Below are 26,578 nucleotides of genomic sequence, written 5' to 3'. Positions count from 1 at the left end.
CCGCGTCCTCCGTGCCCGTGACCCGGTGGCCAACTTGCGTGATCAGAAGCGCTCCACGCGACGCTGATAGCCCGCGGGTGCCGTTCCATCACGGAAGTTGGCCAGGGCGCGCGGCTGAAGTCAGACGTCGCGGAGGGCGATGCAGCGCAGCATGCGCTCGACGGCAAACTGCGGGTCCTTGCCTGCGCCCTTGACGGCGTGATCGGTCTCGGCGACGAGCGTGATGGCGCGGCCGAGCGACGCGTCGTCCCAGTCGCGCAACTCGCGGCGGGCCTGCCCGACCTGCCAGGGCGAGGCACCTGCTCGGCTCGCGATCTGCGCGTCCGAGCCGCTGAGGCCCTGCACCTTCGCCATGATGCGGAGCTTCGAGGCGACGGCCGACACGATGGGCACCGGGTGGAGTCCCGTCGAGAAGCCGTGCCGCACGAGAGCGAGGGCGTCGCGGACGCGGCCGGCGAGCGCCGCATCCGCGATCTTGAAGCCCGTCGTCTCGACGCGGCCGCCGAAGTATTTGTCGACGTGCTCATCGGTGATGGTGTCGCTCGTGACGGTCAGCAGCTGCCGCGCGGCGCCGATGAGCTCGGCGAGGTCGGTGTTGAAGGCCGCGACGAGCAGCGCGGCCGCCTGCGGTTCGATGCGCCTGCCCGCGTTGCGGACCTCGGCGACGACGACGTCGACGAGTTCGCTCGGTTTGGGTTTCTGGCAGTCGATCTCAATGGCGACGTCCTTGGCCGCGCGCACGGCGTCGAGCAACTTCTTGCCGCGGACTCCCCCGCCATGCCTGAGGACGAGCGTTGCGCCCTCGACGGGCATCTTCGTGTAGTCGACGACGTCGGCGATGAGCGCGTCCGTGCACTGCTGCACGCCGCGGATGATGACAAGCCTCGGCTCGAAGAACAGCGACGGGCTGACGAGTGTGGTGAGGTGGCCGCTCGAGTACCCGGATGCGTCGATCTCGGTGATCTCGAGGTCCGGTGACTCGGCGCGGAGTACGTCACGCAGCCTCGTGATCGCAGTCTCCGCGAAGTAGTCCTCCGGACCGCTCACGAGCACGATGCCCGCCGGCCGCACTTCCCGATGGGTGAGGACGGGGATCGCCCTCTTGGGGGTGCTCGCCCGTTTCGCCTGTGCCATGTGGCAATGCTAGCGATGACTGGGGCGTCGGGCTGGCCGCCATCCTCAGCGCCGATCACGATGGTGCCGAGCTCGTCGGTGCGCAGCGCCCGCGTACCGGCCTCTGCGAGCATCCCGAGGGCCGCGTCTGTCGGGTGTCCGTAGCCGTTATCGGCGCCAACCGAGACGAGCCCGAGCGACGCCCCGAGTTCCTGGTACAGCCGCGCGCTCTGGTCGCGCGAGCCGTGGTGCGCCATCTTCACGACGTCGGCCCGGAGATGCGGATGCTCGCGCAGCAGGTCCCGTTGGGCTTCCTCCCCGAGGTCGCCGAGCGCCGCAAGCGACAAGCACGCTGACACACACGACACGGCAGGCTCGAGAATTGTCACGAGGCTCCCATCATTGCCGCCGATGCTTGCCGGCTCCCCCGCGGGGCCACGCTTCGGCCACAGGGCACTCCAGCTGAGGTCGCCGAGCGTCCAGGAGTCTCCGCTCGCGGCGAAGTGCACCTGCGCCCCGGTGGCGCGAAGATCGTCCACCAGGGGTTCCCCTCGGGCTTCGCTCGTATCCGGCACGACAAGGGCCGCGACGCCAACGCCGGACTCCACCATCGCCATCGCCGCCCCGGTGTGGTCCAAGTCGAAGTGCGAGAGCGCAAGAAGCGTGAGGTGGTCGACGCCGAGCGTGTCGAGGCAGGCAAGCAGAGCCTCCGGCTCCGCACCCGTGTCGATGAGAGCTGCGCCCGCGCTTGTGCGAACGAGCAGCGCGTCCCCTTGCCCGATATCGCACGCCGCGTATCGCCAGTCGTTCGGGATGCTCCGCCTGAGGTACACGGCTTGACCGACGAGGGTGCCGAGGTAGGCGACCAGCGCGACGCAGAGCAGTACCGCGAGCCACGTCCTCCAGCGTCGAATCAGCACGACAAGCGCTACGACCGCGATGAGGCAGAGGACTGCGCCCAGGAGGCCTCCCACCCACGGCAGCAGAGCCCCGGGCCAATCGCTGACGGACGCCGCGACGAGCCCGATCCACTGCGCAGGGAGCCAAGCCAGCCACAGGAGTGCGTGCCCGAGCCACGGCGCGGCTCCGAGGAGCAGGCAGCCGACGAGGCCGACCAGCGTCGCGACGGGCGCGGCTGGTGCCGCAAGGACGTTCGCGACAATCCCGTAGAGGGGCAACTCCGGTGCAAGGAGCAGGAGCACAGGCTGGCAAGCGAGCTGCGCCGCGGCCGGCACCGCGAGGAACAACGCGACCGGTCGCGGCATGAAGCGCGCGAGGCGATCGCCGATGGGGTTCGCGAGCGTGAGGAGGCCGAGCGTCGCGAGCACCGACAGGGCGAAGCCGTAGTCGCGACTGCGCCAGGGGTCGCCGACCAGCACCACAAGCACCGCGAGCGAGAGGAGAGCCAGCCCACTCGCTCGTCGGGACGTGGCCTCGAGCGCCAGCACGACCGCAGCCATGATGCTCGCTCTGATCACGCTCCCCTCCGGAGTCACCAGCGCCACGAAGGCCGCGAGCAGCACAGAGGCGAGCGCGAGGCGAACCCCGCGCCGCGCACCGAGCAGGCGCCCGATCACAAGCACCGCCGCGACCACGACGGCGCAGTTCGCCCCGGAGACGGCGGTGAGGTGCGTGAGCGCTGAGGTCTTCATCTGCTTGTCGAGCTCTGGCGTCACGAGCCGAGTGTCGCCGACCGCGAGGCCGGGCAGCAGCTGCGCGCCGGGCCCCGGCAGCTCTTTCGCTGCTTCCACGAAGGCGTCCCGAGCCCCAGCCGTGACGCCGAGGAGGCCGCCCGGGGCCCCGACAACCTGCGCCGGCTCCTCGAGGAAGAGCATGGCAGCAACGCTGTCCCCGGACTCGGCCGGGCCGAGTTCGCCCGCGAGGACAACCCGGGAGCCGATCCCAGGGATGGCCCCGCCCGCTTCGGCCGTCGGACTCAGGTGGCCGAAGACCAGCAACGACGCGCCGCCACCTCCTGGCACACCTTCGATCTCGAACGCGTCGAGGCGCACCTCGAAGTGCGGCGGCTCTTCGAGCTGCGCCCCAGACCACCCACGGCCTTCGTCGTCCCCCACTTCCGCGACGGCACTCTCCCCCACGAGGGTAGTCAGCGTGCCGGTCGCTCGCACCGAAGCGCCCTCAGCCGACGCCGCGAGGAGCGCCGCTGGTGCCCTGACCGGGAGCTGCGCACCCGCGGTGACGGCCACGAGGCCCCCTGCCGCGCAGAGGACGGCGAGGGTTGCCAGCACACCGCCCACTCGGGTCGCGGGCCGTTGGCGGGCGACGATGGCGCCAGCGAGCAGGGCAAGGGCAAGCACCGACCCTGCGACCGCGAACCCCCAGGCAGACTCGGGGTAGGTCACGCACAGCCAGGCGACGCCCCAGGCGCCACACGCGGCAGGGACGAGGCGAGCATCGCTCATCCCAAGGCGCTCGGCCGCTCGGGGCGGCAGGAGCTCGGTGCCACGCCCGGCGACCGCATCACGAGCGCTGCCCCCGCTCACACTGTGACCAGGTCGACGAGGCCCTCGTACGTCGCGTCCCCCACCCCCGCGACCTCCTTGAGGTCCTCGACAGAGCTGAACCCGCCGTTCTGCTCTCGGTAGTCGATGATGCGCGAGGACATCGCGGGCCCAATGCGCGGCAGTTCTTCGAGCTCAACCGCAGTCGCCGTGTTGAGGTTCACGAGCCCGCCCGCCGCGGATGCTCCCCCGGCGCCCGGCGGGGCGCCTCCCGTCGCGACGGGCGCGGTCGGAAGCTCGCCGACGCGTGGGACCCGCAGCTGCTCGCCGTCGACCAGTGTGCGGGCCATGTTGAGGAGCGAGGGGTCGGCGTCAGCCGCGAGGCCCCCAGCCGCGGCGATGCCGTCAACCACGCGTGCACCAGGGGAAACCTCGTAGACACCAGGGTTTGCAACCGCCCCGACAACGTGGACAAGCAGCGTCGCGCTGCTCGTGGCCGCTCCCTCTGCGGGCGCTTGCCTCGAGTCGAGCTCGATGCCCGCCGTCGGGGAACCCTCTCCGATGGCACCGAGGCTCGGCGTCGGACGGAAGGCCGCGATCGCAATCGCGGTCGCGAGCACCGCGAGCACCAGCACGACGGCGGCCCCGACCCCGATCCGCACGCGCGGTCGGGGCGGACGTTCGAAGAGGTCGGCCAGCTCGGATTCGGACACCCTCGGACGCTACGACGGCACGCGCATCCGCTGGCCCGCGAAGTCGCCTCCTGTGGAGAGCGACTCTCACGCGAGGCCGGTGACAACAGAGTGGGCCCTCAACAGCCAACAACCAACACCCAACGCCCGAAAACTGACACCCGAAAACCGAAATCTGGCGTCCTTCAACCGACAATGCCGCTTAAGCCGTCGATCGTCAGTCTCGGGATGGCTTTCTCACTTCGGGATGGGTTGCAACCCATCCCGAAGTGAGAAAGCCATCCCGAAACGAGAGAAGAAGCCAGACGGAGGAAGAAGGCAGGAGGAAGACGTCGAGCAGCGCCTACGCGAGCACACACGCGCACGCGCACGGACGCGGGCGCAGACGCCGGTGCACGCGCCAACGCGAACGCTGACGCCCACGCAAATGCAAACGCGCCCCGCTCTTGGAGCGGGGCGCGTCTGCGTGTGGGCGGCTGGCTGAGGCTAGCCCTTGACGGCGATGTTGACGAGCTTCGGGGCGCGCACGATGATCTTGACGATCTCCCGCCCGTCGAGTGCGGCCTGAACCTTCGGTGACGAGATCGCGAGCTGCTCGAGCGACGCCTCGTCGATGGTCGGCGGCACGTCGAGGCGGTGCCTGACCTTGCCGTTGATCTGCACGACCGCCGTCACCTGGTCCTGTGTGAGCAGCGAGCGAGCCGCAGTGGGCCACTTGACGTGCGAGATGCTGCCCTCGTGGCCGAGTCGCCCCCACATGTCCTCCGCGGTGTGCGGCGCGTACATGTCGAGGACAACCGCGATGGCCTCTGCAGCCTCGCGCACGGCGGGGTCGGCTGGACCTGCGCCAGAGTCGATGGCCTTGCGCGTCGCGTTCGTGAGCTCCATGAGGCGCGCGATGACGACGTTGAACTTGAAGCCGCTCGCGAGCTGCGGGATGTCGGCGAGGAAGCGGTGCGTCTCGCGGCGCAGTCCCCGGTCGCCCTCTCCGAAGTCGACGCCCACTGGGCTCGTGACCTCGCCGGAGATGCGCCAGGCACGTGCCAGGAACTTGCCGGAACCGGCCACGGACACGTCCGCCCAGTCGACGTCGTCCTCCGGCGGGCTCGCGAAGAGCATCGTCAGACGAACGGCGTCGACACCGTACTGGTCGAGCTCCGCCGAGAGGCTGACGACGTTGCCCTTCGACTTCGACATCTTCTTGCCGTCCATGACGACCATGCCCTGGTTGAGCAGCGCCGAGAACGGCTCCGTGAAGTCGACGTGGCCGAGGTCGTACAGCACCTTCGTGATGAAGCGCGCGTAGAGGAGGTGCAGGATGGCGTGCTCGACGCCGCCCACGTACTGGTCAACTGGCGCCCAACTCGAGGCGGTCTTCTCGTCAAACGCCGCCGTCTCGTTGTTGGGCGACAGGAAGCGCAGGAAGTACCAGGAGCTGTCGACGAACGTGTCCATCGTGTCGGTGTCGCGCAGCATCGGCTCGCCCGTCTCCGGGTCGACCGTGTTCACCCAGTCGGAGGCACCACCGAGCGGCGACGCACCCTTCGGGCGCAGGTCGAGGCCCTCGGCCTCCGGCAGGCGCACGGGCAACTGGTCGAGCGGGACCGGCACTTCCTTGCCACCCTCACCGTGGAGGATCGGGATGGGGGTACCCCAGTAGCGCTGGCGGGAGATGAGCCAGTCGCGCAGTCGGTAGTTCTTCGCGGCGCGACCCGTGCCCCGCTCGTCGAGGAGCTCGATGGCGGCCTGGATGCCGGAGCGCTTCGAGAGCCCGTCAAGTGGTCCCGAGTTCGTGAGACGCCCGTCGCCCGACAGCGCCACGCCGGTCTTGGCGGGGTGCAGGTCCTCGAACTCTGGCATCGACCCGTCTTCGGGGATGATCGGGATGACGCCGGTGACGGCCTGGGTGACGTCGACGACCACCTTGACCGGCAGGTCAAAGGCGCGCGCGAAGTCGAGGTCGCGCTGGTCGTGGGCGGGCACGGCCATGATCGCGCCGGTGCCGTAGTCGGCCAGCACGTAGTCGGCTGCCCAGATCGGCAGTCGCTCGCCGCTCAGCGGGTTGATGGCGAAGCGGCCGAGGTCAACGCCCGTCTTCGGACGGTCGCTCGACTGGCGGTCGATGGAGTCGAGGGCGCGAGTGTCCGCGAGGTACGTCGCGAAGCGTTCGCGCACCTCGTCGCTGGCGCCCTCGGCCAGCTCGGACGCCAGGTCGGAGTCTGGAGCGACGACCATGAAGGTCGCGCCGTAGAGCGTGTCTGGCCGCGTCGTGAAGACCGTGACGGGAGCATCGCGGCCTTCGACGACGAAGTCGACGTCTGCACCGAGCGAGCGCCCGATCCAGTTGCGCTGCATCGTGATGACCTTCTGCGGCCAGTGCCCCTCGAGCTGGTTGAGGTCGTCGATGAGACGGTCGGCGTAGTCGGTGATCTTGAAGTACCACTGGTTGAGCTTCTTCTTCACGACGATCGCGTCGCAGCGCTCGCAGTGGCCGTCGATGACCTGCTCGTTGGCGAGCACCGTCTGGTCGTTCGGGCACCAGTTGACGTCGGAGTACTTTCGGTACGCGAGGCCCCGCTCGTACATCTGCAGGAACAGCCACTGGTTCCAGCGGTAGTACTCAGGGTCGGAGGTGTGGATGACGCGGTCCCAGTCGAAGGACGCCGCGTAGCGCTTCATGGACGCGCGCTGCTGCGCGATGTTCTCGTACGTCCAGTCCTTGGGGTCACCACCGTTCTTGATGGCGGCGTTCTCGGCGGGCAGGCCGAAGGAGTCCCAGCCGATGGGGTGCAGGACGTTGAAGCCCTGGTGGCGCCAGTAGCGTGCGACGGCGTCGCCGAGCGCGTACTGCTCGGCATGGCCCATGTGCAGGTCGCCGGACGGGTACGGGAACATGTCGAGGACGTACTTGCGGGGGCGGTCGTCACCCTCGAGGTTCGTCGCGAAAGGCTGAAGCTGGTCCCACTCAGCCGACCACTTCGCTTCGAGAGCCTTGAAGTCGTATTCCTGGGGCTCAGCGCCTGTCGCTTCGGTCACAGATTTCCTCTTCCAATTTCTTGCAGGTTGCTCGGCGGTGGATAGGTCTCACCGCGTCGCCTTGCTGCACGGAGGGCGGACCCGCCGCATTCGACGGGCATCTTCGCGAAGCACGGGGCTCTTCGCGTTCCACACCAACGCCCAAGACTACTCGCCGCCGAGGCGAAGCGCGCGTGTGACGAGCGCCGGGTCGACGGGGGTGTGCGAGATGATCACGACCGATCGTTCGGCACCGGATGCATCAAGCAGCTCCGCGACCAGTTGGTCGGCGAGCCCAGGGTCGACATTGGCCGTTGGTTCGTCGAGCACCAGCACAGGGAAGCCCGCGAGGAGGCCCCTCGCGAGGGCGATGCGCTGTGCCTGTCCGCCAGAGACGAGGGAGCCGTGTTCGCCCACTCTGGCCTCGAGTCCACCTCGCTCGTCGAGCCACGACCCAAGCCCGACGCGGCCGAGCACCGCTTCGAGTTCACCGTCTTCGGCGTCTGGCTTCGCGAAGAGCAGATTCTGTCTGATGCTCTCGTCGAAGATATGGGGCCGCTGCTCGATGAGTCCGACGGCTGCGCGCACCTGTGCCGGCGCAAAGTCCTTCGCCTCGACACCGTTGAGCCGGTAGGACCCTTCGTAGTCGAGGAACCGCACGAGCACGTTCGCGAGCGTCGTCTTACCCGCGCCCGATTCTCCTTCGACAAGCAGTCGGTCGCCGGGTGCCAGCTCGAGGGAGATGCCCCGGATCGCAGGTTCGACCGCGCCCGGCCAGGAGGCGGAGACGTTGTCGAGGGTCAGCGTTACGGGCCGACTCACGTCGGCGCGCTGTGCGGGCAAGGGCTGGGCGTCTGGCAGGCTGCTCGGCGCTTCTCCGGGGGCGACGTCGGCGACGCGGGCCGCACTGGCCCGAACCTGGCGCCATGCCGCTACCGCCTGGGGCACCTGGGCGAAGATCTCGAACAGCGCCATCGGCACCAGCGCGATGAGCGTGAGCATGGGCGCAAGCAGGCTGCCGTCGACCGTCGGGTTGATGCCCACGGCGAGCGCACCGGCGGTCGCGAGCCCAGAGAAGAGCATCACGAGTCCCGCGACGGCTCCGCTCCCCCTGGCCCTGGCGACGAGTGCGTCGCGCAGCCTCGCATCGGCGGCATCGACCTCGGCCAGCTTCGCGCCGAGCGCTCCGTAGGCTTCGAGCGTCTCGAAGTTGGAGACGGTCTCGTAGATGCGGTCGTTGAGGGCCGCGCGCAGAGGGGCCGCCTCGCGATCGGCGCGCCCCGAGATCGCGAGGTTGGTCGTCGTGGCGACGATGCCGGCAATCACAAGGCAGATGGCGAGCACGATCGCAGCCGGTGCGCTCACGAGCCAGATGCCGATGACGGAGAGCGCGGATGTGAGCCCAGCGATGATGAGCGGTTGCGCGACGCGCAGCGGCAGGAACTGCAGCTCGTCGACGTCGCTCACGAGCCTGGTCAGGAGGTCGCCGCGGCGATGCGTGGCGAGCCCGGCAGGGGCGAGCGGGATGAGTCGTTCGAGGACGCCGACTCGCAACTCCGCGAGCTGCCGGAATGAGGCGTCGTGCCCGAGGAGTCGCTCGACGTAGCGGAAGACGGCCCGCCCGATAGCAAACGCGCGGACCCCGACGATGGCGATGCCAAGCAGCAGGATGTGGATGATCTCCGATGCCCGCGTGAGCAGATAGGCACTCGTCGCCAAGAGGGCTACCGCGCAGATGGCGCTGAGCAGCCCGATGGCGATCGACGGCCACAGGCGTCTGGCGGAGGGCATCGCGAGACGGAGGATGCGGCGCTCATCGGCGGATGGTCGTTCCTGGATTCGGGTCATGCGCGTGCCACCGCCTCGAGCCGCTCGATCGTGTGCACGGAGTCGGCGGACGCGACGAGCGCGCGCCTGTGGCTGACGACGAGGACAACGCGGCCTTCGTCGGCGAGGCTCCGGAAGGCGTCCGCGATTCGCCGCTCGGTCTCGGCGTCGAGTGCTGAACTCGGCTCGTCGAAGAGCACGACTGGGCAATCCAGTCGCCGCGCGCGCAGGAGCGTGCGCGCGAGGGCCACGCGCTGGGACTGCCCGCCGGACAGCCCAGCGCCCGCGACACCGAGCATCCGCTCGCCGTGGAGCGACTCGAGGCCGGCAGCGGTCAGGGCTGCGCGCACTTCATCTTGGCTCGCATCCGGTTGTCCGAGCGCCACGTTCTCGGCGACGGTTCCCTCGATCAGCGACGGGGATTGGCCCATCCAGGCGATGGCCGCCCTTCGGGACTCACCGCCCAGCTGCTCACCGCCGATCGTCACGGATCCCTCGGACTCGACGGCGCCGCGCGCGACCGCCAGCAGGGTCGACTTGCCTGCACCGGACGGGCCGACGATCGCCGTCACTTCGCCGGCGGGGGCGCCGAGGCTGTAGTCGAGCAGGACCGGCCGTCCTTCGTATCCGACCGTCACGTGACGTAATTCGAGGCCTCCATCGGTTCCGCCTGCGCGCTCGGGTGCTTCGGTCGAGCGGCCGGTCGCGAGCACCTGTGGATCCCGCGGCGCCTCCTCAGCCGCTTCGATGACCGAGAACACATCTTCCGAGGCCGCTACGCCATCCGCGGCCGCGTGGAACTGCGCGCCGACTTGCCGCAACGGCAGGTAGACCTCGGGAGCGAGCAGCAGCACGAACAGCCCGACCTCGAGCGTCATGTCGCGGTTGATGAGCTGGATGCCGATGGTGACCGCGATGAGGGCGACGGACAGGCTCGCGAGCAACTCGAGCGCGAACCCGGACATGAACGAGAGCCGTAGGACCTTCATGGTCGCGACCCTGTAGTCGTCGGTGACGCGGCGGATGCGCGCGGGCTGCCGCTGCGCTCTGCCGAAGATCTTCAGCGTCGAGAGGCCCTCGACAACTTCCAGGAACCCCGTGGCGAGCGTCGACAGTGCAGTCCACTGCCGCTGCTGCACCTTTTCAGTCGCCCAGCCGATGAGGATCATGAAGATCGGGATGAGGGGCAAGGTGATGATGACCGTGATGGCCGACGGGAGGTCCCACATCGCCATGACGACGATGAGCACGGGTGTCGCGATCGCCGTCAGGATGAGCTGCGGCAGGTACTTCGCGAAGTAGGTGTCGAGCGCACCGAGCCCAGGCCCAGCGAGCGTCGTCAGCCGCGCACTCGACGTGCCCGCGAGCCAGGCGGGGCCGAGCTTCGCGACCGAGGCGAGCAGCTTCGAGCGGAGTTCGCTCTTGACCTTGGCAGCGGCTCGCGCCGAGATGGCCTCCATACCCCAGGTCGCAGCGCTGCGCACCGCGATCACCGCGAGCAGCGCGCCGAACCACGGGAGCAGGTCTTCAACGCGTTCGCCGGCGATGGCCGACACGATGAGGTGCGTGACCAGCCAGGCGAAGCCGATGATGGACGCTGTCTGCACCGCGCCGAGCGCCGCGCCGAGCACGAAGAAGCTTCGTGCCGACGCGGCGTGGCTGAGGAGTCGGGGGTCGAGAGGTTTCACGTGTTAGGCGGCGACGGCCGCTGGCTCCTCGTGTGCGTCACCGATGATCGTCTTCCGGCTGATGCGCTTGCGGAAGACCCAGAAGGTCCACGCCTGGTAGGCGAGCACAAACGGGACGATGATGAGCGCCGCCCAGCTCATGATGCCGAGCGTGTAGTCGCTCGATGAGCCGTTCGTGATCGTTAGGGGGTTCGACGGGTCGAGCGTGTTCGGCAGCAGGTTCGGGAAGAGCGACGCGAAGAGCGTCAGCACAGCCGCGGCAACCGTGATGGCACCGAGCGCGAAGGCGATGCCGTCGCGTCGCAGCAGAGTGGTCGCATAGGAGCCGACAAACGCGAGGACCGCGAGCAGCGCGAGGATGAGCCCCGCGACCGAGAAGTGGGCGGCAACCGTCCAGCCGAGGAACGCGATGGCGAGCACCGCGACCACCACGCCGACCTTGAGCGCCAGGGATCGTGCACGGTCGCGAATGTCACCTTCGGTCTTCCGAGTGATGAACACCAGCCCATGGTAGAAGAACAGCGTGAGCGTGGTGAGCCCACCGAGAAGCGCGTACGGGTTCAGCAGGTCGAAGAACGAGCCGATGTAGTTGAAGTTTTCGTCGAGCGCGAGGCCCTGCGTGATGTTGGCGAACGCGACACCCCACAGGAGAGCCGGGACTGCAGACCCGACGAAGATCATCCAGTCGAACCACCTGGTCCATTCGACGCCCTTGCCCTGGTGGCGGTACTCGAACGAAACCCCTCGAACGATGAGCGCCAGCAGGATGAGCAGCAAGGGCAGGTAGAAGCCGGAGAAGATCGTGGCGTACCACTCGGGGAAGGACGCGAAGAGCGCGGCCCCTGCGACGATGACCCAGGTTTCGTTGAGGTCCCAGATCGGACCGATCGTGTTGATGAGCACGCGACGGTCGGTGTCGTCCTTGCCGATGAAGGGAAGGGCGATGCCGACGCCGAAGTCGAAGCCATCAAGCACGAAGTACCCGACGAAGAAGAAGGCGACGATCCAGAACCAGAGGACGGGCAGATCCATCAGTAGACGCTCGCTTTCACCTTGACGTCGGCAACGTCGTCGACGGTGCCATCTGCGTTGGAATCGAAACTTGGTGGGTCCTCCTGCGCTGCCTTCAGGAGCAGCTTGACCTCGACAACCGCGAGGATCGCGTAGACAAGCGTGAAGGCGACGAGGGAGATCAGCACGCTGAGCCCGCTCACGTTCGGCGACACCCCCGCCTCGGTCTTGAGCAGACCGAAGACGAGCCAGGGCTGGCGGCCCATCTCGGTGAAGATCCAGCCCACCGTGATGCCGAGCGTGGGGAACAGCACCGTGAGGATCGTGACGTTCCACATCCACTTCTTCGGCGGGTTCTTGGCCTTCTTGCGCGTGACCCAGAGACCGGCAACCGCGACGGCGATGGAGGCCATGCCGAAGCCCATCATCCAGCGGAAGGCCCAGTAGGTGACCCAGATGACCGGTGCGTAGTCGCCGGGCCCGTAGAGCGCGGTGTACTGCGCCTGCAGGTCGTTGATGCCCTCGACCGTACCGTCGAAGGTGTGCGTCGACAGGAACGACAGGAGGTACGGGATGCGGATGGAGAAGAGTTCTGAGGAGCCGTCCGGCGTTCCCCACGTGAAGATCGAGAAGGATGCGTTCGCGCCTGTGGCGGTCGTGTAGAGGGCTTCTGCGGCAGCCATCTTCATGGGCTGCGCCTCGACCATCGCGAGGCCGAGCTGGTCACCGCTGAGCATCGTGCCGACGCCGCCGACCAGCATGAACCAGAGGCCGAATTTCAGGGCGGGCTGCATGACGTCGTGGTTCTGGTCACGCTTGAGGTGCCAGGCCGCGGTCGCGATGATGATGGCCGCCCCGACCATGAGAGACGCGAAGATCGTGTGCGGGAGGGCCGCCATTGCTACCGGGTTGGTGAGGACCGCACCGAAGTCGACGAGCTCGGCCCTTCCGTTGGCCTCGTTCATCTCGTAGCCGACCGGGTTCTGCATGAACGCGTTGGCGGCGAGGATGAAGTAGGCGGAAGTCCAGGTGCCGATCATCGTCAGCCAGATGGTGGCGAGGTGCAGCTTCGGTGGCAGCTTGTCCCAGCCGAAGATCCAGAGGCCGATGAAGGTCGCTTCCAGGAAGAACGCGACGAGCCCCTCGAACGCGAGCGGAGCCCCGAAGACGTCACCGACGAACCGCGAGTAGTCGGACCAGTTCATGCCGAACTGGAACTCCTGCACGATGCCCGTGACGACGCCCATGGCGAAGTTGATGAGGAACATCTTGCCGAACAGCTTCGTCAGGCGAAGGTACGTCACCTTGCCAGTGCGCACCCAGGCGGTCTGCCAGATCGCGATGGCGAGAACGAGCCCGAGCGTGACGGGCACGAAGAGGAAGTGGTAGACGGTCGTGACACCGAACTGCCATCGCGCAAGAATGAGTGGATCCAGCAGGGCGTCCACGAGGCCTCCTGATGCGTCTGGGGTGGGCGCGAGGCCCCGGAATCGCAGCGCGATTCCTGAGCCCAATGCTACGCCGCTGCGACTACTACATCGTGTCGAATAGGCCACCCTTAGTTAGCAGAGTTTCGTACTCAGACCAGGCTTTTCTACATAATGTAGTGCGTGTAACGAAATGATAACGGAGCAGAATCCCCAGGGACACCAAAGTTCGGGCCATAGAGTCTCGGTCATGGATGCGGGGAACAGAGCATGAACGAGCTGATCGAGACTGCGCTCCAGTACATCGAATCCGTGCCACCCGTCTGGCGGATCGTGCTGGTCGGCGTCGCAATCCTGCTCGAGACGAGCGTGCTCATCGGGCTCATCGTGCCTGGCGAGACCGTCCTCCTGGCCCTCAGCACCGGCATCGACGCGCCCCTCCCCTGGGTACTGACGATCGCCGCATCGATCATCGGAGCCCTCCTCGGGGAATCCTTCGGCTTCTGGCTCGGTCACACGTTCGGCCCTCGCATCCACGCCTCCCGCGTCGGCCGATGGCTCGGCGACGAGCGCTGGCAACGCGCCGAACTCCTCATCCAGCGCCGTGGCGGCCCGGCCGTCCTCATCTCACGCTTCCTGCCGGTGCTCCACTCGCTCGTGCCGCTCACGGCTGGCATGGCCGGCATGCCATACCGGCGCTTCCTCGCGTGGACCATTCCCGCGTGCGTCATCTGGTCCACGGCCTACGTCAGCGCCGCGGCAGGGGCCTCTGCGGGCTTCCGCGAGCTCTCTTCGTCGCTGCACTGGGCGGGCTATCTCTTCGTCGGCATCATCGTGGCCTTCCTCTTCATCATGTGGCTCGTGAAGCGCTCGATCGGGAAGGTCATGAACCGCGACCTCGACGAGGCAACCGCCAGCGCCCAGGCCGAGCGGACAGGCGCAGACCAGAGCGACTCGGCCAGCCGAGGCGCCGACAGCACAGACGCCGAGACCGCCGGCGTGCGAGGATGAGCGGGTGACGCCGACCTCCGACGCCCAGTCTCCGCTCGAACGCTGGCTCCTTGGGCTCAGGCCTGTGCGAGCCGTGATTGCGAACGCCTTCCGAATCGAGGACCGCGTCCGCCTCGTGCGCGTCAAGCTGGTCCGAAAGCGCGGCTATCTCACGGTCCTTGAGCCGTACACGGGATACGGGACCACGACGTGGGTTCGCGCGCTCGCGCGGGTCCACATGGCGCCCCCAGGCAACCGACGGAGATTCAGCCTCTCCCGACTCCTGCGCCGCAAGCGGCGCGAGTCCGTCGTGCGCGGGTGGCGCAGTTTCGCGCGGGTCTCTGCGGGCAACGTGCCAGCGACGGTCATCATCGACGGCGTCAGGCACCCAGTCAAGGCCGACCGAGGCGGCATCGTGGATATCAACCTGCCGGCGAACCTCGCGCCTGGGTGGAACACGATCACGTTCGAGAGCTTCGATCGGCAGACCAGCGAGGCCCCTGTCTTCATCGTCGCCGATGACCAGCGCGTCGGCCTCCTCTCCGACATCGACGACACGGTCATGGTGACGGCACTCCCCCGCCCCATGCTCGCGGCTTGGAACACCTTCGTGCTCGACGTGCATGCCCGCACGCCGACGCCAGGCATGAACGTGCTGTCAGAGCGCATCCTGACCTCCTTCGGGCGCAGCGAGACGCCGGTCGTCTACCTTTCGACAGGGCCATGGAACGTGGCTCCGACGCTCGCGCGTTTCCTCGGACGCAATCTCTACCCGGCAGGACCGCTGCTTCTCACCGACTGGGGACCAACGCCCGAGCGCATCTTCAGGTCAGGGCTCGAGCACAAGGTCTCGAACCTCGACCGCCTCGCGCGCGAATTCCCCGACATCAAGTGGATCCTGGTCGGCGACGACGGCCAGCACGACGAGCAGATCTACGGCGAGTTCACGAGCCGCCATCCTGACCGGGTGCTCGCCATCGCCATCAGGCAGTTGTCGACGAGCGAGGCTGTACTCGCCGGCGGGCGTGCCGCGAGTGCTCACTGGCGCAAGAACGCGCCAGTGCCGTGGGTCTACGCTCCTGACGGCGCGGGACTCGCAAAACAACTTACCGAGGGCGGGATCCTCCCCGACCTCACCCAGGCGCCCGACAGGGCCCCGGACGAGACCCGCTAGCCCCCTGGCTAGGCGCGCTCTTCGCGCGGCGACTGCGCTCGACCGAGGGCAAGCGTGAAGTTCAACGAGTCCATCTCCGAGTACGGGCGGTACATGCCGTTGAAGACCTGAGACCCGGCCGGAGTGAGAATCACGCGCACCCCCAGCCACTCGGCGACGTCGTCACGCACGAGCGGCGTGCCGATCTCGCAGCTCGCGAAGTCGATGGGTGCGCCGTCCAGGCCTTGCACAACAAGCCGCGCGTCTTCGCCGTCGAAGACGAGCTGCGGATTGCGGAACGTCACGTCGAGCATGCCACCGTGGCCCGTCAACCGGACGGCGCCGACGAAGCTCGCGCTCCCCACAGGCGCGTCTCCTGCAAGCCACGCTGAGTCTGCGACACCGCGCGGGTAGCCGAACTCCTCGTCGTCGACAAATGCGCCGCCCTGCATGTGCACATCGCCGCCAGAGCGACGAACGTACTCGACGAAGGACGACTTGATCGGCCATCGCAGTTCCCCGCGCCAGAGCTCCATGTCTCAAAGTTAGCCCGCCTCGAATTCGAAGCGCCAGCGGCAATCGCCCCGCGTTACTTCGAAAGGAGCACGGATACGACGAAGATGACGGGCACCGACAGGAACGTGGTGGCCAGGATCGTCTCCCGCGCGACGCGCATCCCGACCCCGTAGTTGCTCGCGTAGGTAAAGACGTTCTGCGCTGATGGGAGCGCCGCCGTCACGACGACGATGAGCAGGGCGGCACCATCGAGCCCGAAAAGCCAGGCGCCGATGAGCCACGCGAGGGCCGGATGCACGAACACCTTGAGGACGGTCGCGACGATCGCAGGCGCCCGGTCCGGTTCGCGGAAAGGGATCGCGTTGCCCCACAGCGACATGCCGAACGCGAGGAGCATCGCAGGGACGCTCATGCCGCCGAGCAGCTCGAGTGGGTCGAGGAGGAACGGTGGGATCGTGATGCCGAGCGCGCTCACAGCGATACCGCCGAGCGCGCCAATGACGATGGGGTTCTTGAACGGCCGCAGCACGATCTGCCACCACCGGAGCCTGGGCGCGTCCGCGTCTCTGGACGCGATGTCGAGCAGCGTCATGAAGATCGGCCCCATGATGAGCTGCTGTCCGAGCATGACGGGCGCGACCAACGTCGCGTCTCCGAGCACGTAGACGGCGATCGGGATGCCGAGGTTGCCCGCGTTGACGTAGCTCGCCGCCATCGCCCCGGAGGTCGTGGTCGCGAGACCCCATTTGCGGAGCGCACCGACCGCGCCATAGATGAGCGCAACGGCGGTCATTGCAATCGCGGTCACGACGAACTGACTCGAATAGAGCACTTCAAGGTGCGCGTCGGCCATGAGCGTGAAGAGCAACGCGGGGGTTGCAACGTTGAATGCCAGCTTCGACAGCCCGGTCTGCCCCGCCTGGCCGAGCACGCCGCTGCGTGCCAGGAACACTCCCACCGTAACGATGACGGCGATGACCGCGAATCCCTGGAGCACATTCATAGCTGTCGTGATCGTATCCTGCCCATCGACGCCGACTTCCGCCTGCAAAGCCCTTCGCCAACCATCCAACCAATTGGAACGCTTCTCGAGCGCCAACCGAAATCCATTCGGGCCTGCTCTAGTCCATCGTGTCGGCACCTAGCCTGAGGGTTATTCCGGGCCTGAACTCGCTCCCCTGAACGAACTTGGATTCAAATCACCGGAGAATCATCTAACATGTATTCGCTCTGCAATTAACGAAGGGGACCTCATGGCCAGGAAAGTCATCTATCAGCTCGTCGACGACATCGACTCGACTTCACTCGCCGAGGGTGAAGGCGAGACCGTTCAATTCGCCCTGGACGGAACCGACTACGAAATCGACCTCTCAGACGAGAACGCCAAGAAGCTGCGCGATGCGCTCACCGACTACGTCTCGGCGGCTCGCACGGTAGCCAAGGCCCGCAAGACCAAGTCGACGGGCACCGCCGCCAACCGCCCCAAGCGTGACCTCGCCGCTATTCGCGCCTGGGCTCGTGCAGAAGGTCACAAGATCTCAGACCGCGGACGCATCCCCGGTTCGATCATCGAAGACTACGAGGCCGCGAACTCCTAAACACGGGTTCGAAAAGTCTCACGGGTTCACCCTGGAGACCGCACGCAGAGAAGAGGGCCAGACGGCAAATGCCGTCCGGCCCTCTATCTGTGTTCCGGAGGTTCGCTGTACTCGGACTACTTCGCGACGATGGTCGGCGTCTCGAGGTGTGCGAGGACACCGTGGCTCACTGAACCGAGCAAGAGACGCACGAAGGCTCCTCGACCCCTGCTGCCGACGACGACGAGCGAAGCCGAGTGCGCAGCATCGAGGATCGCCATATCTGGGATTCCCTCGACAACAACCGGCGTGATCTCGAGATCCGGGTAGCGTCCCCTGAGGCCGGCGAGCGCCAGCGAGAGCGTCTCCTCGGCTGCTAGACGCAGCTCGTCGAAGAAGTCCCCGGTGACGATGACGCCCCCGCCGTACACATTCGGAGCGTGCCAGGCGTGCACCGGAATGAGAGGCTCCCCAAGGCGGCTCGCCTCTTCTGCGGCCACTGCGAGTGCGTGCTCGGAGAGGTCCGAGCCGTCGACCCCAACCACGACACCGCGTCGTGCGGCAAGATCGACGTCGGGGATCACTGCAACAGGCGACTCGCTTGCGGCCGCCACGCGCACGCTGTGGGTTCCGCTGGCCCGCCCGGGGGCGTCTCCCCTGTTGCTGCCGACGACGAGGAGCCCTGAAGACTTCGAGAGTTCCGCGAGCGTCTCGATGATCGCCCCCGTCAGGACGACGGTCTCCACGTCGAGGGCGGGGTCGACCGCAAGCGCGGCCTCCGTCGCCTCCTCGAGGATGCGTGCCGCGGCGCTCTCCGCTTCGATGAGCAGGTCGGGATTACCCGCCCCAGCGATTCTCGGATCGACGATATGCACGAGTCGCAGGCGCTTCTGACCCCGCGACGCACGGGCTGCCGCCCACCGCGTTGCGACGATTCCAGGAAGGTTTCCGGCGACTCCGACGGTGATGTTCTCGCTCATACCCGAATGCTAGCCCCGTGAACCAGTGGAATTACTGCGTGACGGCGTAGTCCCTCTTGAGATCGGTGAAGCCAGCCAAACGGAAAGGCCCTGGCGTCTCATTCGGCAGGGCGAAATCGCCGAGCTCGGTAGGGTCGCGCCGCTCATGCCAGGTGAGATATTCGCTGGCATCGATGGGAACTCGCGCGGCGAGGACGGATCGATTCTCCTCCGAGCGCAAATGCTTGCGATATCCCGGCTGAACGGTGCCGGCGAAGAACTCGGCCACACTTCCAGAACCGTAGCTCAGGAAGCCGATCTTCGTTTCGTCGAGCTCTTCGTCGCTGTCGAGGAGGCTGAGGAGCGCGAGGTAGATCGACGCGGTGTACGTATTTCCTATGACTCTGTTGTACTTCAGCGTCGGCGCGATCTGCGCGTCGAGGACTGCGGGGTCGAGGTCGCCGCCTGCCGTCTTGATGAGGTGGCGGTGCGCTTTCGACGCCATCTTCGTGAAGGGCTGGTGATAGCAGAAACGATTGAATTCGGAGATCGGGAATCCGCCTTGTGCCGAGTAGTCGTTCCAGGCGTTCTCGACGGCCTGAAGGTAGGCGCGGATTGAGTACTTGCCATCCACGAGCGCCGTGACGCGGCCGTTCGGACGCCAGAAGTCCATGATGTCGCTCGTGAAGACCCCGGAGCCAGGCTCGATGACGACAAGGTCAGGATCTGCCGCGACCAGCATGGCAACCGCGCCGGCTCCCTGCGTCGGTTCCCCGCTCGAGCCGAGCTCGTAGCGGGCGACGTCGCTCGCGATGACCAGCACGCGCTGCCGGGGATCGCGGGCGACGAGTGCCGTCGCGAACTGGAGCGCCGCGGTCGCCGAGTAACACGCCTGCTTGAGTTCGACGACCCTGCAGGTCGCCGGCAGCTCGAGCAGCTGGTGCACGTAGACCCCAGCGGCCTTCGACTGGTCGATACCCGTCTCCGTCGCGAACAGGACGGTGCGAATGCCCTCAGCGCCGTGCCGGTCGATGATCTGCTTGGCGGCGGCCGCGCCCATCGTGACGATGTCCTCGTCGGCGGCGGGGATGCTCATCCGCTCCTGGCCGATGCCGATCGTGTACTTCTCGATCTCGGTGCCGAGCCGCTCGGCGATCACCGAGAGGTCGAGCACTCGTGATCCCGTCGCGAACGCGAGGTCGTGGATGCCGATTGGTGTTGTCATAGTGTTCGCTCGTTTCCGCGCGCCGCTCAGTTCGCGGCGCGTTCCAGCTTGATGTGCGAGGCCATGAGCTCGCCCTGGTTCGTCTGAGCTGCCATGAGGGAGAGTTCGCCACAGAGAACGGTTGCCGCACACAGTACGGCCAGTCGCCGAGCGTTTGCCCCGGGCTCGCGGTCTTCCTTGCAGCCGAGCCGCTCGAGGTTCGCCTCGATGAAGTCGAGGCCCTTGCCGTTACCGACGCTGCCGACGATGAGGTTGGGGAGCGTGCACGAGAAGTACAGGTCGCCGTCGCGCACCTCAGCGTGGGTGATGCCCTGCGAGCCCTCCACGATGTTCGCCGCATCCTGCCCTGTCGCGAGGTAGAACCCGAGGAGCATGTTCGCGTAGTGCGCGTTGCCCGTCCTCAGGCCTCCCGCGAGCATCGTGCCGATGAGGTTCTTGCGCACGTTCAGCTGCGCGATCTTCTCGGGTGTCGACCGCAGCCACCGCTCGACGGTGCGTCGCGGGAGCACGAGCTCGGTGACGACGTTCTTGCCGCGGCCCAGAATGCCGTTGACGGCGGTCGCCTTCTTATCGGAGCAGAAGTTGCCTGAGATGGACTCGTAGCGGAGCTCGGGCCAGCGACGGAGGATGAAGTCCATGAGCCGTTCGGACGCGAGGGTCACCATGTTGTGGCCGGATGCGTCACCGGTTGTGAGCTCGAAGCGGAGGAACAGCAGGTTCCCCGCGATCTGGGCGTGCAGGTCGATGAGGCGTGCGAAGCGGCTGCTCGTCGCGACGACCTCCTGGAGCAGGTGCATGTGCGCCTGGATCTCGTGCAGCGCCTCGAGCGCGACTCCGGCGTCGTCGGCCTCGAAGAGCACGGAGCGGCTCATGCGCTCGTCGATGAGCGTCGCCTTGATGCCGTCAGGGACGAGCATCGACATCTTGGCGCCGCGGCCGACCGAGGGCCAGAGCGGCTGCTCGTAGGTTGCGAGCGGCACAAGCTGCTCACCCTCCATGACGTTTCCGGTCACGCGAACAGGGCCGACCCACTTGAGCGGAACTGGTGCGTGGTCGAGGAGCTCGGTGCTCATCGCTGTCCTTTCGATGGGAGGGTGCCGCGCCCGCGTGATCGCGAGACGGCGGCTGGGTCGATGCCGCGGGAGGCGCAGAACTCGAGGAGCGCGCCGTGCAGGATGAGCTCCTGCTGAGTGAGCGCCTCCGTCGTGGTCGCGCCGAGCATGGTCTGCAGTGCGGCGAGTTGCTCCTGCCAGGAGCGGATGTGCTCGACAAGCCCCTCCACGCCGTGCTCGACGAGCACTTCGAGGAAGTGCCCGGAGATGCCGACGGCGCGCGCGCCGAGCGCAAGCGCCCGAAGCACGTCGAGTGACGTGCGCACACCGCCGGAGGCGAGCAAGACGGGCAGCGCCGCAGTGCTTGCATCAGCTTCGATGAGCGCCTCAGGCGTCGACTGACCCCACCCGACAAGCGGCGCGTAATCGCCAAGGCGACGCCTCGAGTTCTCGATCTTCGCGAAGTCGGTGCCGCCGCGTCCGCTCACGTCGGCGAACTGCACGCCGAGCTCGGCGAGGCGCGCAAGCGTGCTCGCGCTGAGCCCGAAGCCAACTTCCTTGACGATGACGGGCACGCCGACTCGCTGCACGATCGCTTCGATGGCCGCTGGCCACGCGGCGAAGTCACGGTCGCCTTCCGGCATGACCGTCTCCTGCACGGAGTTGATGTGAATTTGCAGCGCGTCCGCCTCGAGCAGGTCGACGGCCCGCTGCGCGTCATCAGCGCTGACCGTGGCGTTGACGTTGGCCATGACAAAGCCGCCGGGGTTCTCGTCGCGGATGACGCGGAAGCTGGGGGCCGTCGAAGCATCCTTGAGGAAGGCCGAGAGCGAGCCCGCGGCCATCGCGATCCCGGTCTCACGAGCGGCGACCGCGAGGTCGCGGTTGATGACGCCGGTGCGCTCGCTGCCCCCGGTCATGCCGTTGAGGTAGAACGCCACGGGCCACGTCGCGCCCGCCACCTGCACGGCCGTCGAGACGGACGCGCGATCGACGCCTCCGAGCGCGTGATGCACGAAGCGCACGTCGTCGAAGTCGTTGCGCGTGATCCCTGCCCGCTGAGCGAGAGCCAGGTCGACGTGCTCGTCCTTGCGGTTACCCATGTTCGCGAACTCCAACTCGACGGTGCGGTACAACGTGCAGATCTAGGACTTCGATTCCGGCTGCGCGCCAGGCGGCGTCCAATGCCTCGTTGCGAGCTGGCGCGAGCGCTATACCGCAGTCGCCGCCACCTGCCCCTGAGGTCTTCGCCGGGATGCCGACTTCTCGGGCCGCCGCGATGAGCGCCTGGAGCGCCTCGGTGCGAATCCCGATGCCACTCAGTTGGTCGAGCGCTCCGAGGTTGGCCTCCGCGTCCCGGATGGCGGTGAGCGCGCCATCGGCATTGTCAGCCCGGACCGCGGCGACCAGGGACGCCGTGATGCGGTCGCTCTCGCTCAGGAAGGCCGAGTAGCCGGCAGTCGACCGCCAGTCACCAGCATGGAGGGTACCGACGAGCTCGGCGGTCGAGGCCGGTGCCGAGGTCCAGCCGACGTGCAGCACGATCGAGCTCGGGTCGGGAAGCGCCTCGAGGACGAGCCCCGGCCACGCCTCGGCGAGGCTCGCCTGGACGCCTCGCGAGCGTCGCAGCTCGCGCACGGCGAGGCGATCTGGCGAGGCGTAGTGCACCCATCCCCCGAGCGTGCTCGTCGCGACGTCCGCGCACGAGGCGGCGGGTCGCAGCTCGATGGTGGCGAGGCTCGCGAGCCGGTAGATCGCGTCGTCGTCAAGAAGCAGGCCGAAGTGCTCGGCGACGGCTCTCACGGTGACCACCGCGACGGCGCCGCTCGAACCGAGCCCGAATTTTCTCCCGCTCACGTCGTCGAGCTCGCTCGTGATCTCGAGCGAGAACGGCAGGGGCTCGACGCCGCGCTCGCGCGCGAGCTCCACAACGACGCGGATGCACTCGGCGACAAGCTCAGCGCCAGGCGCGTTAATCGAGACGGAGCCGCCCTCGATCCGCACGGGCACGGCCTGCGCGCCGAAGTGGCGCGAGGTGACGGTGGTGTCGGAGCCGATCTCGGCGGGGCGTAGTGCGGCGCGAAGGAGCCTTGAGACACCGACGACGACCGCGTGCCTGCCGGGTTCGACAACCGCGTACTCGCCGTTGACAAACAGCTTGCCTGGCGCCTCGGCAACGATCACCGCTGGCTCCCGGAGTCGGAAACGGAGACGGAAACGCCCGGACCAGCCTCGGCGATCACGAACTCGATGCCGGGGTTAGCGGCAGCGAGCGCGTCTCGCACCTCGACGGCCTCGGACGACCGGCAGAGCGTCTTCACGTTCGGACCCGCATCCATAGTCGCGTACGCCTCGAGGCCGTTGCGCCTGAGGTCGGCCACGGCGTCGAGCAGCGCCATGCTGCCCGCGGTGAGATAGCGGACGGGCGGCACGGCGCCGAGCATCGCGGCATGCATGCGCAGCGCGTTCCGCTCCGAGATCTCGCCCACCGCGGTGAAGTCGCCCCTGCGAAGCGCCTCGCGCATGAGTGCAAGCTCGCTCGGGTTGGTCTCCACCCACGGCGCGTTGTACGGCGACGTCTCGACGGTGCGTCGCATGGCGTCTCGGCTCGAGATGGGCTTCGCACCGGCGTTGACGATGCCGAGCACCATGGCCGCGTCGATCTTCGCGTCGTCCACGGGTTCCGCGTAGGAGCTGAGGTCGTCGGTGCCGGCGTTCCACACGGCGAAGCCGCCGAAGACGGAGCGGGACGCGGAACCGGAGCCACGCCTGGCGAGGCGGGAGAGGTCGCGCGGCGACAGGTCGAGCCCGTAGGCGGCTGCGGCTGCGGCGGCGAGTGCCGCGAAGCCTGAGGCGGACGAGGCCAGCCCGGCACCGGTTGGTCCGGCGTTGCTCGTCTCGACTCGCGCTGCTCGAGCGCTGCCGGCAAGTTCCCGGACGTGGTCGAGGAAGCGCGAGGCTTTGGCCGCGGCGGCCTGCGGCATGGGAGCTGCGTCCTGCAGGATCTCGTGCTGACCACCATCAGGCAGGAGGGTGACGGTCGTGGTCGTCGGGTAGACGGCGAGCGTCAGCGACAGGCTCGAGGTTTGCGGGATGATGAGCGCCTCGTCGCGTTTCCCCCAGTACTTGATGAGCGCGATGTTCGGGAAGGCGACGGCGGTCGCGCTCACAGCGGTGTGCCAGTGCTGGTGACGCTCCAGGTCTGGATGGCGCCAGCGCTCTGCAGCGCCGATGCGACGGCCGATGCGTTCCCGCGCTCGACGACGGCCACGATGCATCCGCCGAGGCCTCCGCCCGTGAGCTTGGCCCCGAACGCTCCGGCTCCCGTCGCCGCTGCGACGAGTCCGTCGAGTGCTGGGTGGCTCACACCGAGCTTCGAGAGCAGCTCGTGCGCCTGAGACATTCGGGCCCCGAGCGAGCGTGGCTCGTTGGTCTCGAGGTCGGCGATGGCCGAATCGGACAGCTCTCCCAGGGCATCAATGGTCGCCATCGTCGAGTCGTTGTCGCGCTCGAGGGACGTGCGCACGTCATCGACGGCCTGGCGCGTCGACCCGTGCACGCCCGTGTCGGCGATCACGAAGCAAGCGTCAAGCGCGACGGGAACGGGCACGGCGCTGGCGTTCTGGAAGCGGATGGGCGACGGGATCGTCGTGGCGAGCGCGTCAAGCCCGCTCGGCTTGCCGTGCGCCACCTGCTCGGCCAGCTGGACAAGCGCGAAGTGCTCCCCACCGGAGAGCGTCACGTTGTGGAGTCGCGAGACGGCGTCGACGATGGCGCCCGCGGCCGCGGCGCTCGACCCGAGGCCGCGACCAAGTGGAATGTTCCCGCGGACCGCGACCGTCAGGCCTTCGAGATCTCCCCCGATGGCCCGGAGCGTCTCCTCGATCGCCTTCCGCGGCGCCTCGACGATCTCCGGAGCAGCAGCGAGTGGCCCCGTGTAGTGGTCTGACTCGAAGCGGGGCTCAGTGCCCTCGCGCCAGGCAGTCGCACGCATGCGCATAGCGCGAAGCGGTAGCGCGACGGCGGGCTTCCCGTAGACGACCACGTGCTCGCCGAAGAGGATGAGCTTCGCGTGCGCGCTCCCGCGCCCGACAGCTCGTCCGATTCTCGGCAACGCGGAAGTATCGAGAGAAGCAAGCGACGTCACGTCGAAACTCGATGGCACCAGGGTCACTCACCTCGCAGTAGGTCGGCGTCAAGTGTACGGCGCAGTGACGCCGATCGCACTTTCCCCCACACCGGAGGAGGAAAAGCCTCGTCAGCTTCCCAGGATGTTGACCATCCATGCGATGCCGAAGCGGTCGACGAGCATCCCGAAGGTGTCTCCCCATGGAGCCTGGACCAGCGGCTGCTCGATCTCGCCGCCGTCGGCGAGCTTGTCCCAGTAACCGCGCAGTTCGTCGGCGGAGTCTCCGCTGAGCGAGATCTCGATAGTGCGCCCCGGCGAGGGAATGATGTAGGAGGGCGTGTCGGAGGCCATGATCGTGAAACCGCTCGCGGTCGTGAGCTGGCCGTGCATGATCTTCTCCGACTCGGAGGGGTCCATCGGCATGCCGGAGCCGCCGAAGGTGCTCATCGTGCGCTCGCCGCCGAAGACCTCCTTGTAGTACTCGAGCGCCTCGCGCGCGTTGTCGATGAAATGGAGGTAGGGGTTGAGCAGTGCAGCCATGGTTCGGCCTTTCGATCACGGCGACGACGAGCATCGTCGCGCGGTCTGATCGTGGCAAAGACGACCGACATTTCGACTCATTTCGGCGGGGAATCCCGTAGAACAATCTGAGCATGGAATTCACGACGAACATGAGCCTCTCGGGCAAGAACACCGGCATCGAGGTTCCAGCAGAACTCATCGAGCAACTGGGTGGGGGCAAGAAGCCGCCGGTCATCGTGACGGTGAACGGCTACACCTATCGAAGCACCGTCGGAGTGATGGGCGGCCGCTTCCTCATTCCGTTCAGCTCCGACAAGCGCAAGGAGACCGGCATTGAGGGCGGCGACGCCATCACGGTGCTCCTCGAGCTCGACACCGAGCCGCGCACCACGGAGGTCCCGGCCGACCTCGCTGCCGCACTCGAGGCAGCTGGGGCGCGGGCTCGCTTCGATGCGCTCTCCCCGAGCGCGAAGAAGGCCCACGTCACGAAGGTCGAGTCGGCGAAGGCGGAGGCCACGCGCGAACGGCGGATCGTCGCCGTCGTCGAGTCGCTCTCCTGACCCGAGCCTCACTTCGAGGCATCCGCCTGGTCGCTTCAGCGTCGAAGCGACTCGGCGATCGCAGGCTTGATCTGGCCCCGGGTGAGATGGCCCGCGATCACGAGATGCGAGAGCCCCTGCACGGTCGCCCAGAGCGCCGTCGCTCGCGCCTCGATCCTCTCCACCCCCGCTTCGGGGTCGAGCCCGGCCGCCGCGTCCCCGAGCCGCACTTCCAGCTCGCGAATGAGCGGAGCCATCACGGGGCTCGGCGATCCGGGGATGCAGACCTCAGGGTCGTAGATGAGCGTGAACGCGTGCGGGTTGTCGACGGCGAACTCGACGTATGCGACCCCGAGCGCGACGGCGCGTTCGCCAGGGTCGAGGCCCGGCTCATCCGCCGCCGCGAACTGGTCGACCAGCCGCTGCATGCTCACCTCGCCGAGCCGCTTGAAGAGGCCTGCCTTGTCGCCGAAGTGGTGGTACGGCGCATTGTGGCTCACGTCTGCCTCGCGGGCCAGCTCGCGGAGACTGATCGACGTGTGAGCCTTCTGCGCGAGCAGCTCGACACCCGCGGCCTCGAGCACGGGGCCGAGGTTGCCGTGGTGGTAGGACGCATCCGATCTTGACATGCGCAACATTCTAGCTAGGCTGACTCTCGCCACATCTTGACACTGTCCACAT

Annotated in this window: 23 protein-coding genes; 4 read left to right on the top strand and 19 right to left on the bottom strand. The window is 67.4% G+C overall.

Annotation, left to right across the window (positions count from 1 at the left end; translation table 11 throughout):
* Window positions 1-120: 120 nt before the first annotated feature.
* The 8 genes from holA to FHX72_RS00615 form a co-directional block, all read right to left on the bottom strand.
* Entirely contained in the window at window positions 121-1,134 is a 1,014-nt protein-coding gene (gene holA / locus FHX72_RS00650) for a DNA polymerase III subunit delta (protein WP_082805587.1), read from the bottom strand.
* Window positions 1,044-3,617, bottom strand: a complete 2,574-nt coding sequence (locus tag FHX72_RS00645; RefSeq protein ID WP_183622433.1) for a ComEC/Rec2 family competence protein — start codon at window positions 3,615-3,617, stop codon at window positions 1,044-1,046. The genes holA and FHX72_RS00645 overlap by 91 nt, the downstream gene beginning before the upstream one ends.
* On the bottom strand, window positions 3,614-4,288 hold the full coding sequence (locus FHX72_RS00640) for a ComEA family DNA-binding protein (RefSeq protein ID WP_338109984.1): 675 nt from the start codon (window positions 4,286-4,288) through the stop codon (window positions 3,614-3,616). Before FHX72_RS00640 ends, FHX72_RS00645 begins: the two co-directional genes overlap by 4 nt.
* Before the next feature lie 465 nt (window positions 4,289-4,753).
* Window positions 4,754-7,303, bottom strand: coding sequence for a leucine--tRNA ligase (leuS, locus tag FHX72_RS00635; protein ID WP_183622431.1), 2,550 nt, complete (start codon window positions 7,301-7,303; stop codon window positions 4,754-4,756).
* Window positions 7,304-7,450: 147 nt separating this feature from the next.
* The gene (cydC, locus tag FHX72_RS00630; protein ID WP_183622430.1) at window positions 7,451-9,130 is read right to left on the bottom strand and encodes a thiol reductant ABC exporter subunit CydC; all 1,680 of its coding nucleotides are present in this window, start codon (window positions 9,128-9,130) and stop codon (window positions 7,451-7,453) included.
* Complete coding sequence (gene cydD, locus FHX72_RS00625; RefSeq protein WP_068481213.1) at window positions 9,127-10,797, bottom strand: thiol reductant ABC exporter subunit CydD; 1,671 nt, start codon at window positions 10,795-10,797, stop codon at window positions 9,127-9,129. Before cydD ends, cydC begins: the two co-directional genes overlap by 4 nt.
* Window positions 10,798-10,800: 3 nt before the next feature.
* Window positions 10,801-11,829, bottom strand: a complete 1,029-nt coding sequence (cydB, locus tag FHX72_RS00620; RefSeq protein ID WP_068481216.1) for a cytochrome d ubiquinol oxidase subunit II — start codon at window positions 11,827-11,829, stop codon at window positions 10,801-10,803.
* Complete coding sequence (locus FHX72_RS00615) at window positions 11,829-13,256, bottom strand: cytochrome ubiquinol oxidase subunit I (RefSeq protein WP_068481219.1); 1,428 nt, start codon at window positions 13,254-13,256, stop codon at window positions 11,829-11,831. The genes cydB and FHX72_RS00615 overlap by 1 nt, the downstream gene beginning before the upstream one ends.
* Before the next feature lie 249 nt (window positions 13,257-13,505).
* Between FHX72_RS00615 and FHX72_RS00610 the strand changes: the two genes are divergently transcribed.
* Together FHX72_RS00610 and FHX72_RS00605 are read left to right on the top strand one after the other, a co-directional pair.
* Entirely contained in the window at window positions 13,506-14,246 is a 741-nt protein-coding gene (locus tag FHX72_RS00610; protein ID WP_183622428.1) for a DedA family protein, read from the top strand.
* Between the two features lie 4 nt (window positions 14,247-14,250).
* A complete protein-coding gene (locus tag FHX72_RS00605; protein ID WP_235812744.1) occupies window positions 14,251-15,399 on the top strand; it encodes an App1 family protein in 1,149 nt (382 codons plus the stop codon).
* Between the two features lie 8 nt (window positions 15,400-15,407).
* On the opposite strand, the gene FHX72_RS00600 is transcribed toward FHX72_RS00605, so the two are convergent.
* The gene (locus FHX72_RS00600; protein WP_068481226.1) at window positions 15,408-15,914 is read right to left on the bottom strand and encodes an HtaA domain-containing protein; all 507 of its coding nucleotides are present in this window, start codon (window positions 15,912-15,914) and stop codon (window positions 15,408-15,410) included.
* Between the two features lie 53 nt (window positions 15,915-15,967).
* The gene (locus FHX72_RS00595; protein ID WP_183622426.1) at window positions 15,968-16,897 is read right to left on the bottom strand and encodes an AEC family transporter; all 930 of its coding nucleotides are present in this window, start codon (window positions 16,895-16,897) and stop codon (window positions 15,968-15,970) included.
* A gap of 250 nt (window positions 16,898-17,147) precedes the next feature.
* On the opposite strand from FHX72_RS00595, the gene FHX72_RS00590 reads away from it, so the two are divergent.
* Window positions 17,148-17,492 (top strand): histone-like nucleoid-structuring protein Lsr2, encoded by a 345-nt coding sequence (locus tag FHX72_RS00590; protein WP_183622424.1) that lies wholly within the window; start codon window positions 17,148-17,150, stop codon window positions 17,490-17,492.
* A gap of 116 nt (window positions 17,493-17,608) precedes the next feature.
* Here the strand turns inward: FHX72_RS00590 and FHX72_RS00585 are convergent, their stop codons facing one another.
* The 8 genes from FHX72_RS00585 to FHX72_RS00550 all read right to left on the bottom strand — a co-directional run bounded on the left by FHX72_RS00585 (window position 17,609) and on the right by FHX72_RS00550 (window position 25,376).
* Window positions 17,609-18,451, bottom strand: coding sequence for a universal stress protein (locus tag FHX72_RS00585; protein ID WP_183622422.1), 843 nt, complete (start codon window positions 18,449-18,451; stop codon window positions 17,609-17,611).
* Window positions 18,452-18,482: 31 nt separating this feature from the next.
* Window positions 18,483-19,655, bottom strand: coding sequence for a hydroxymethylglutaryl-CoA synthase (locus tag FHX72_RS00580; RefSeq protein ID WP_068481236.1), 1,173 nt, complete (start codon window positions 19,653-19,655; stop codon window positions 18,483-18,485).
* A 26-nt stretch (window positions 19,656-19,681) separates the two neighbouring features.
* Window positions 19,682-20,728: a hydroxymethylglutaryl-CoA reductase gene (locus FHX72_RS00575; RefSeq protein WP_183622420.1), complete on the bottom strand. Its 1,047-nt coding sequence runs from the start codon at window positions 20,726-20,728 to the stop codon at window positions 19,682-19,684.
* Entirely contained in the window at window positions 20,725-21,810 is a 1,086-nt protein-coding gene (fni, locus tag FHX72_RS00570; protein ID WP_068493086.1) for a type 2 isopentenyl-diphosphate Delta-isomerase, read from the bottom strand. Before fni ends, FHX72_RS00575 begins: the two co-directional genes overlap by 4 nt.
* Complete coding sequence (locus tag FHX72_RS00565) at window positions 21,803-22,891, bottom strand: phosphomevalonate kinase (RefSeq protein WP_068493084.1); 1,089 nt, start codon at window positions 22,889-22,891, stop codon at window positions 21,803-21,805. The genes fni and FHX72_RS00565 overlap by 8 nt, the downstream gene beginning before the upstream one ends.
* Window positions 22,888-23,877 (bottom strand): diphosphomevalonate decarboxylase, encoded by a 990-nt coding sequence (mvaD, locus tag FHX72_RS00560; RefSeq protein ID WP_282856185.1) that lies wholly within the window; start codon window positions 23,875-23,877, stop codon window positions 22,888-22,890. Before mvaD ends, FHX72_RS00565 begins: the two co-directional genes overlap by 4 nt.
* Window positions 23,874-24,821 carry a mevalonate kinase gene (gene mvk, locus FHX72_RS00555; protein ID WP_167349095.1) on the bottom strand — a complete coding sequence of 316 codons (948 nt, stop codon included), beginning with the start codon at window positions 24,819-24,821 and terminating at the stop codon, window positions 23,874-23,876. The genes mvaD and mvk overlap by 4 nt, the downstream gene beginning before the upstream one ends.
* A gap of 144 nt (window positions 24,822-24,965) precedes the next feature.
* Window positions 24,966-25,376: a VOC family protein gene (locus tag FHX72_RS00550; RefSeq protein ID WP_183622416.1), complete on the bottom strand. Its 411-nt coding sequence runs from the start codon at window positions 25,374-25,376 to the stop codon at window positions 24,966-24,968.
* 113 nt (window positions 25,377-25,489) lie between these two features.
* Here FHX72_RS00550 and FHX72_RS00545 point away from each other — a divergent pair, with 113 nt between their 5' ends.
* On the top strand, window positions 25,490-25,918 hold the full coding sequence (locus FHX72_RS00545; RefSeq protein WP_183622414.1) for a YdeI/OmpD-associated family protein: 429 nt from the start codon (window positions 25,490-25,492) through the stop codon (window positions 25,916-25,918).
* Window positions 25,919-25,953: 35 nt separating this feature from the next.
* Here the strand turns inward: FHX72_RS00545 and FHX72_RS00540 are convergent, their stop codons facing one another.
* Window positions 25,954-26,526, bottom strand: coding sequence for a TetR/AcrR family transcriptional regulator (locus FHX72_RS00540; RefSeq protein WP_183622412.1), 573 nt, complete (start codon window positions 26,524-26,526; stop codon window positions 25,954-25,956).
* Between the last annotated feature and the right edge of the window lie 52 nt (window positions 26,527-26,578).

It is taken from the genome of Pseudoclavibacter helvolus (assembly GCF_014191305.1).
Lineage (GTDB): Bacteria > Actinomycetota > Actinomycetes > Actinomycetales > Microbacteriaceae > Pseudoclavibacter > Pseudoclavibacter helvolus.
This window is presented reverse-complemented; position numbering and strand designations above follow the sequence as displayed.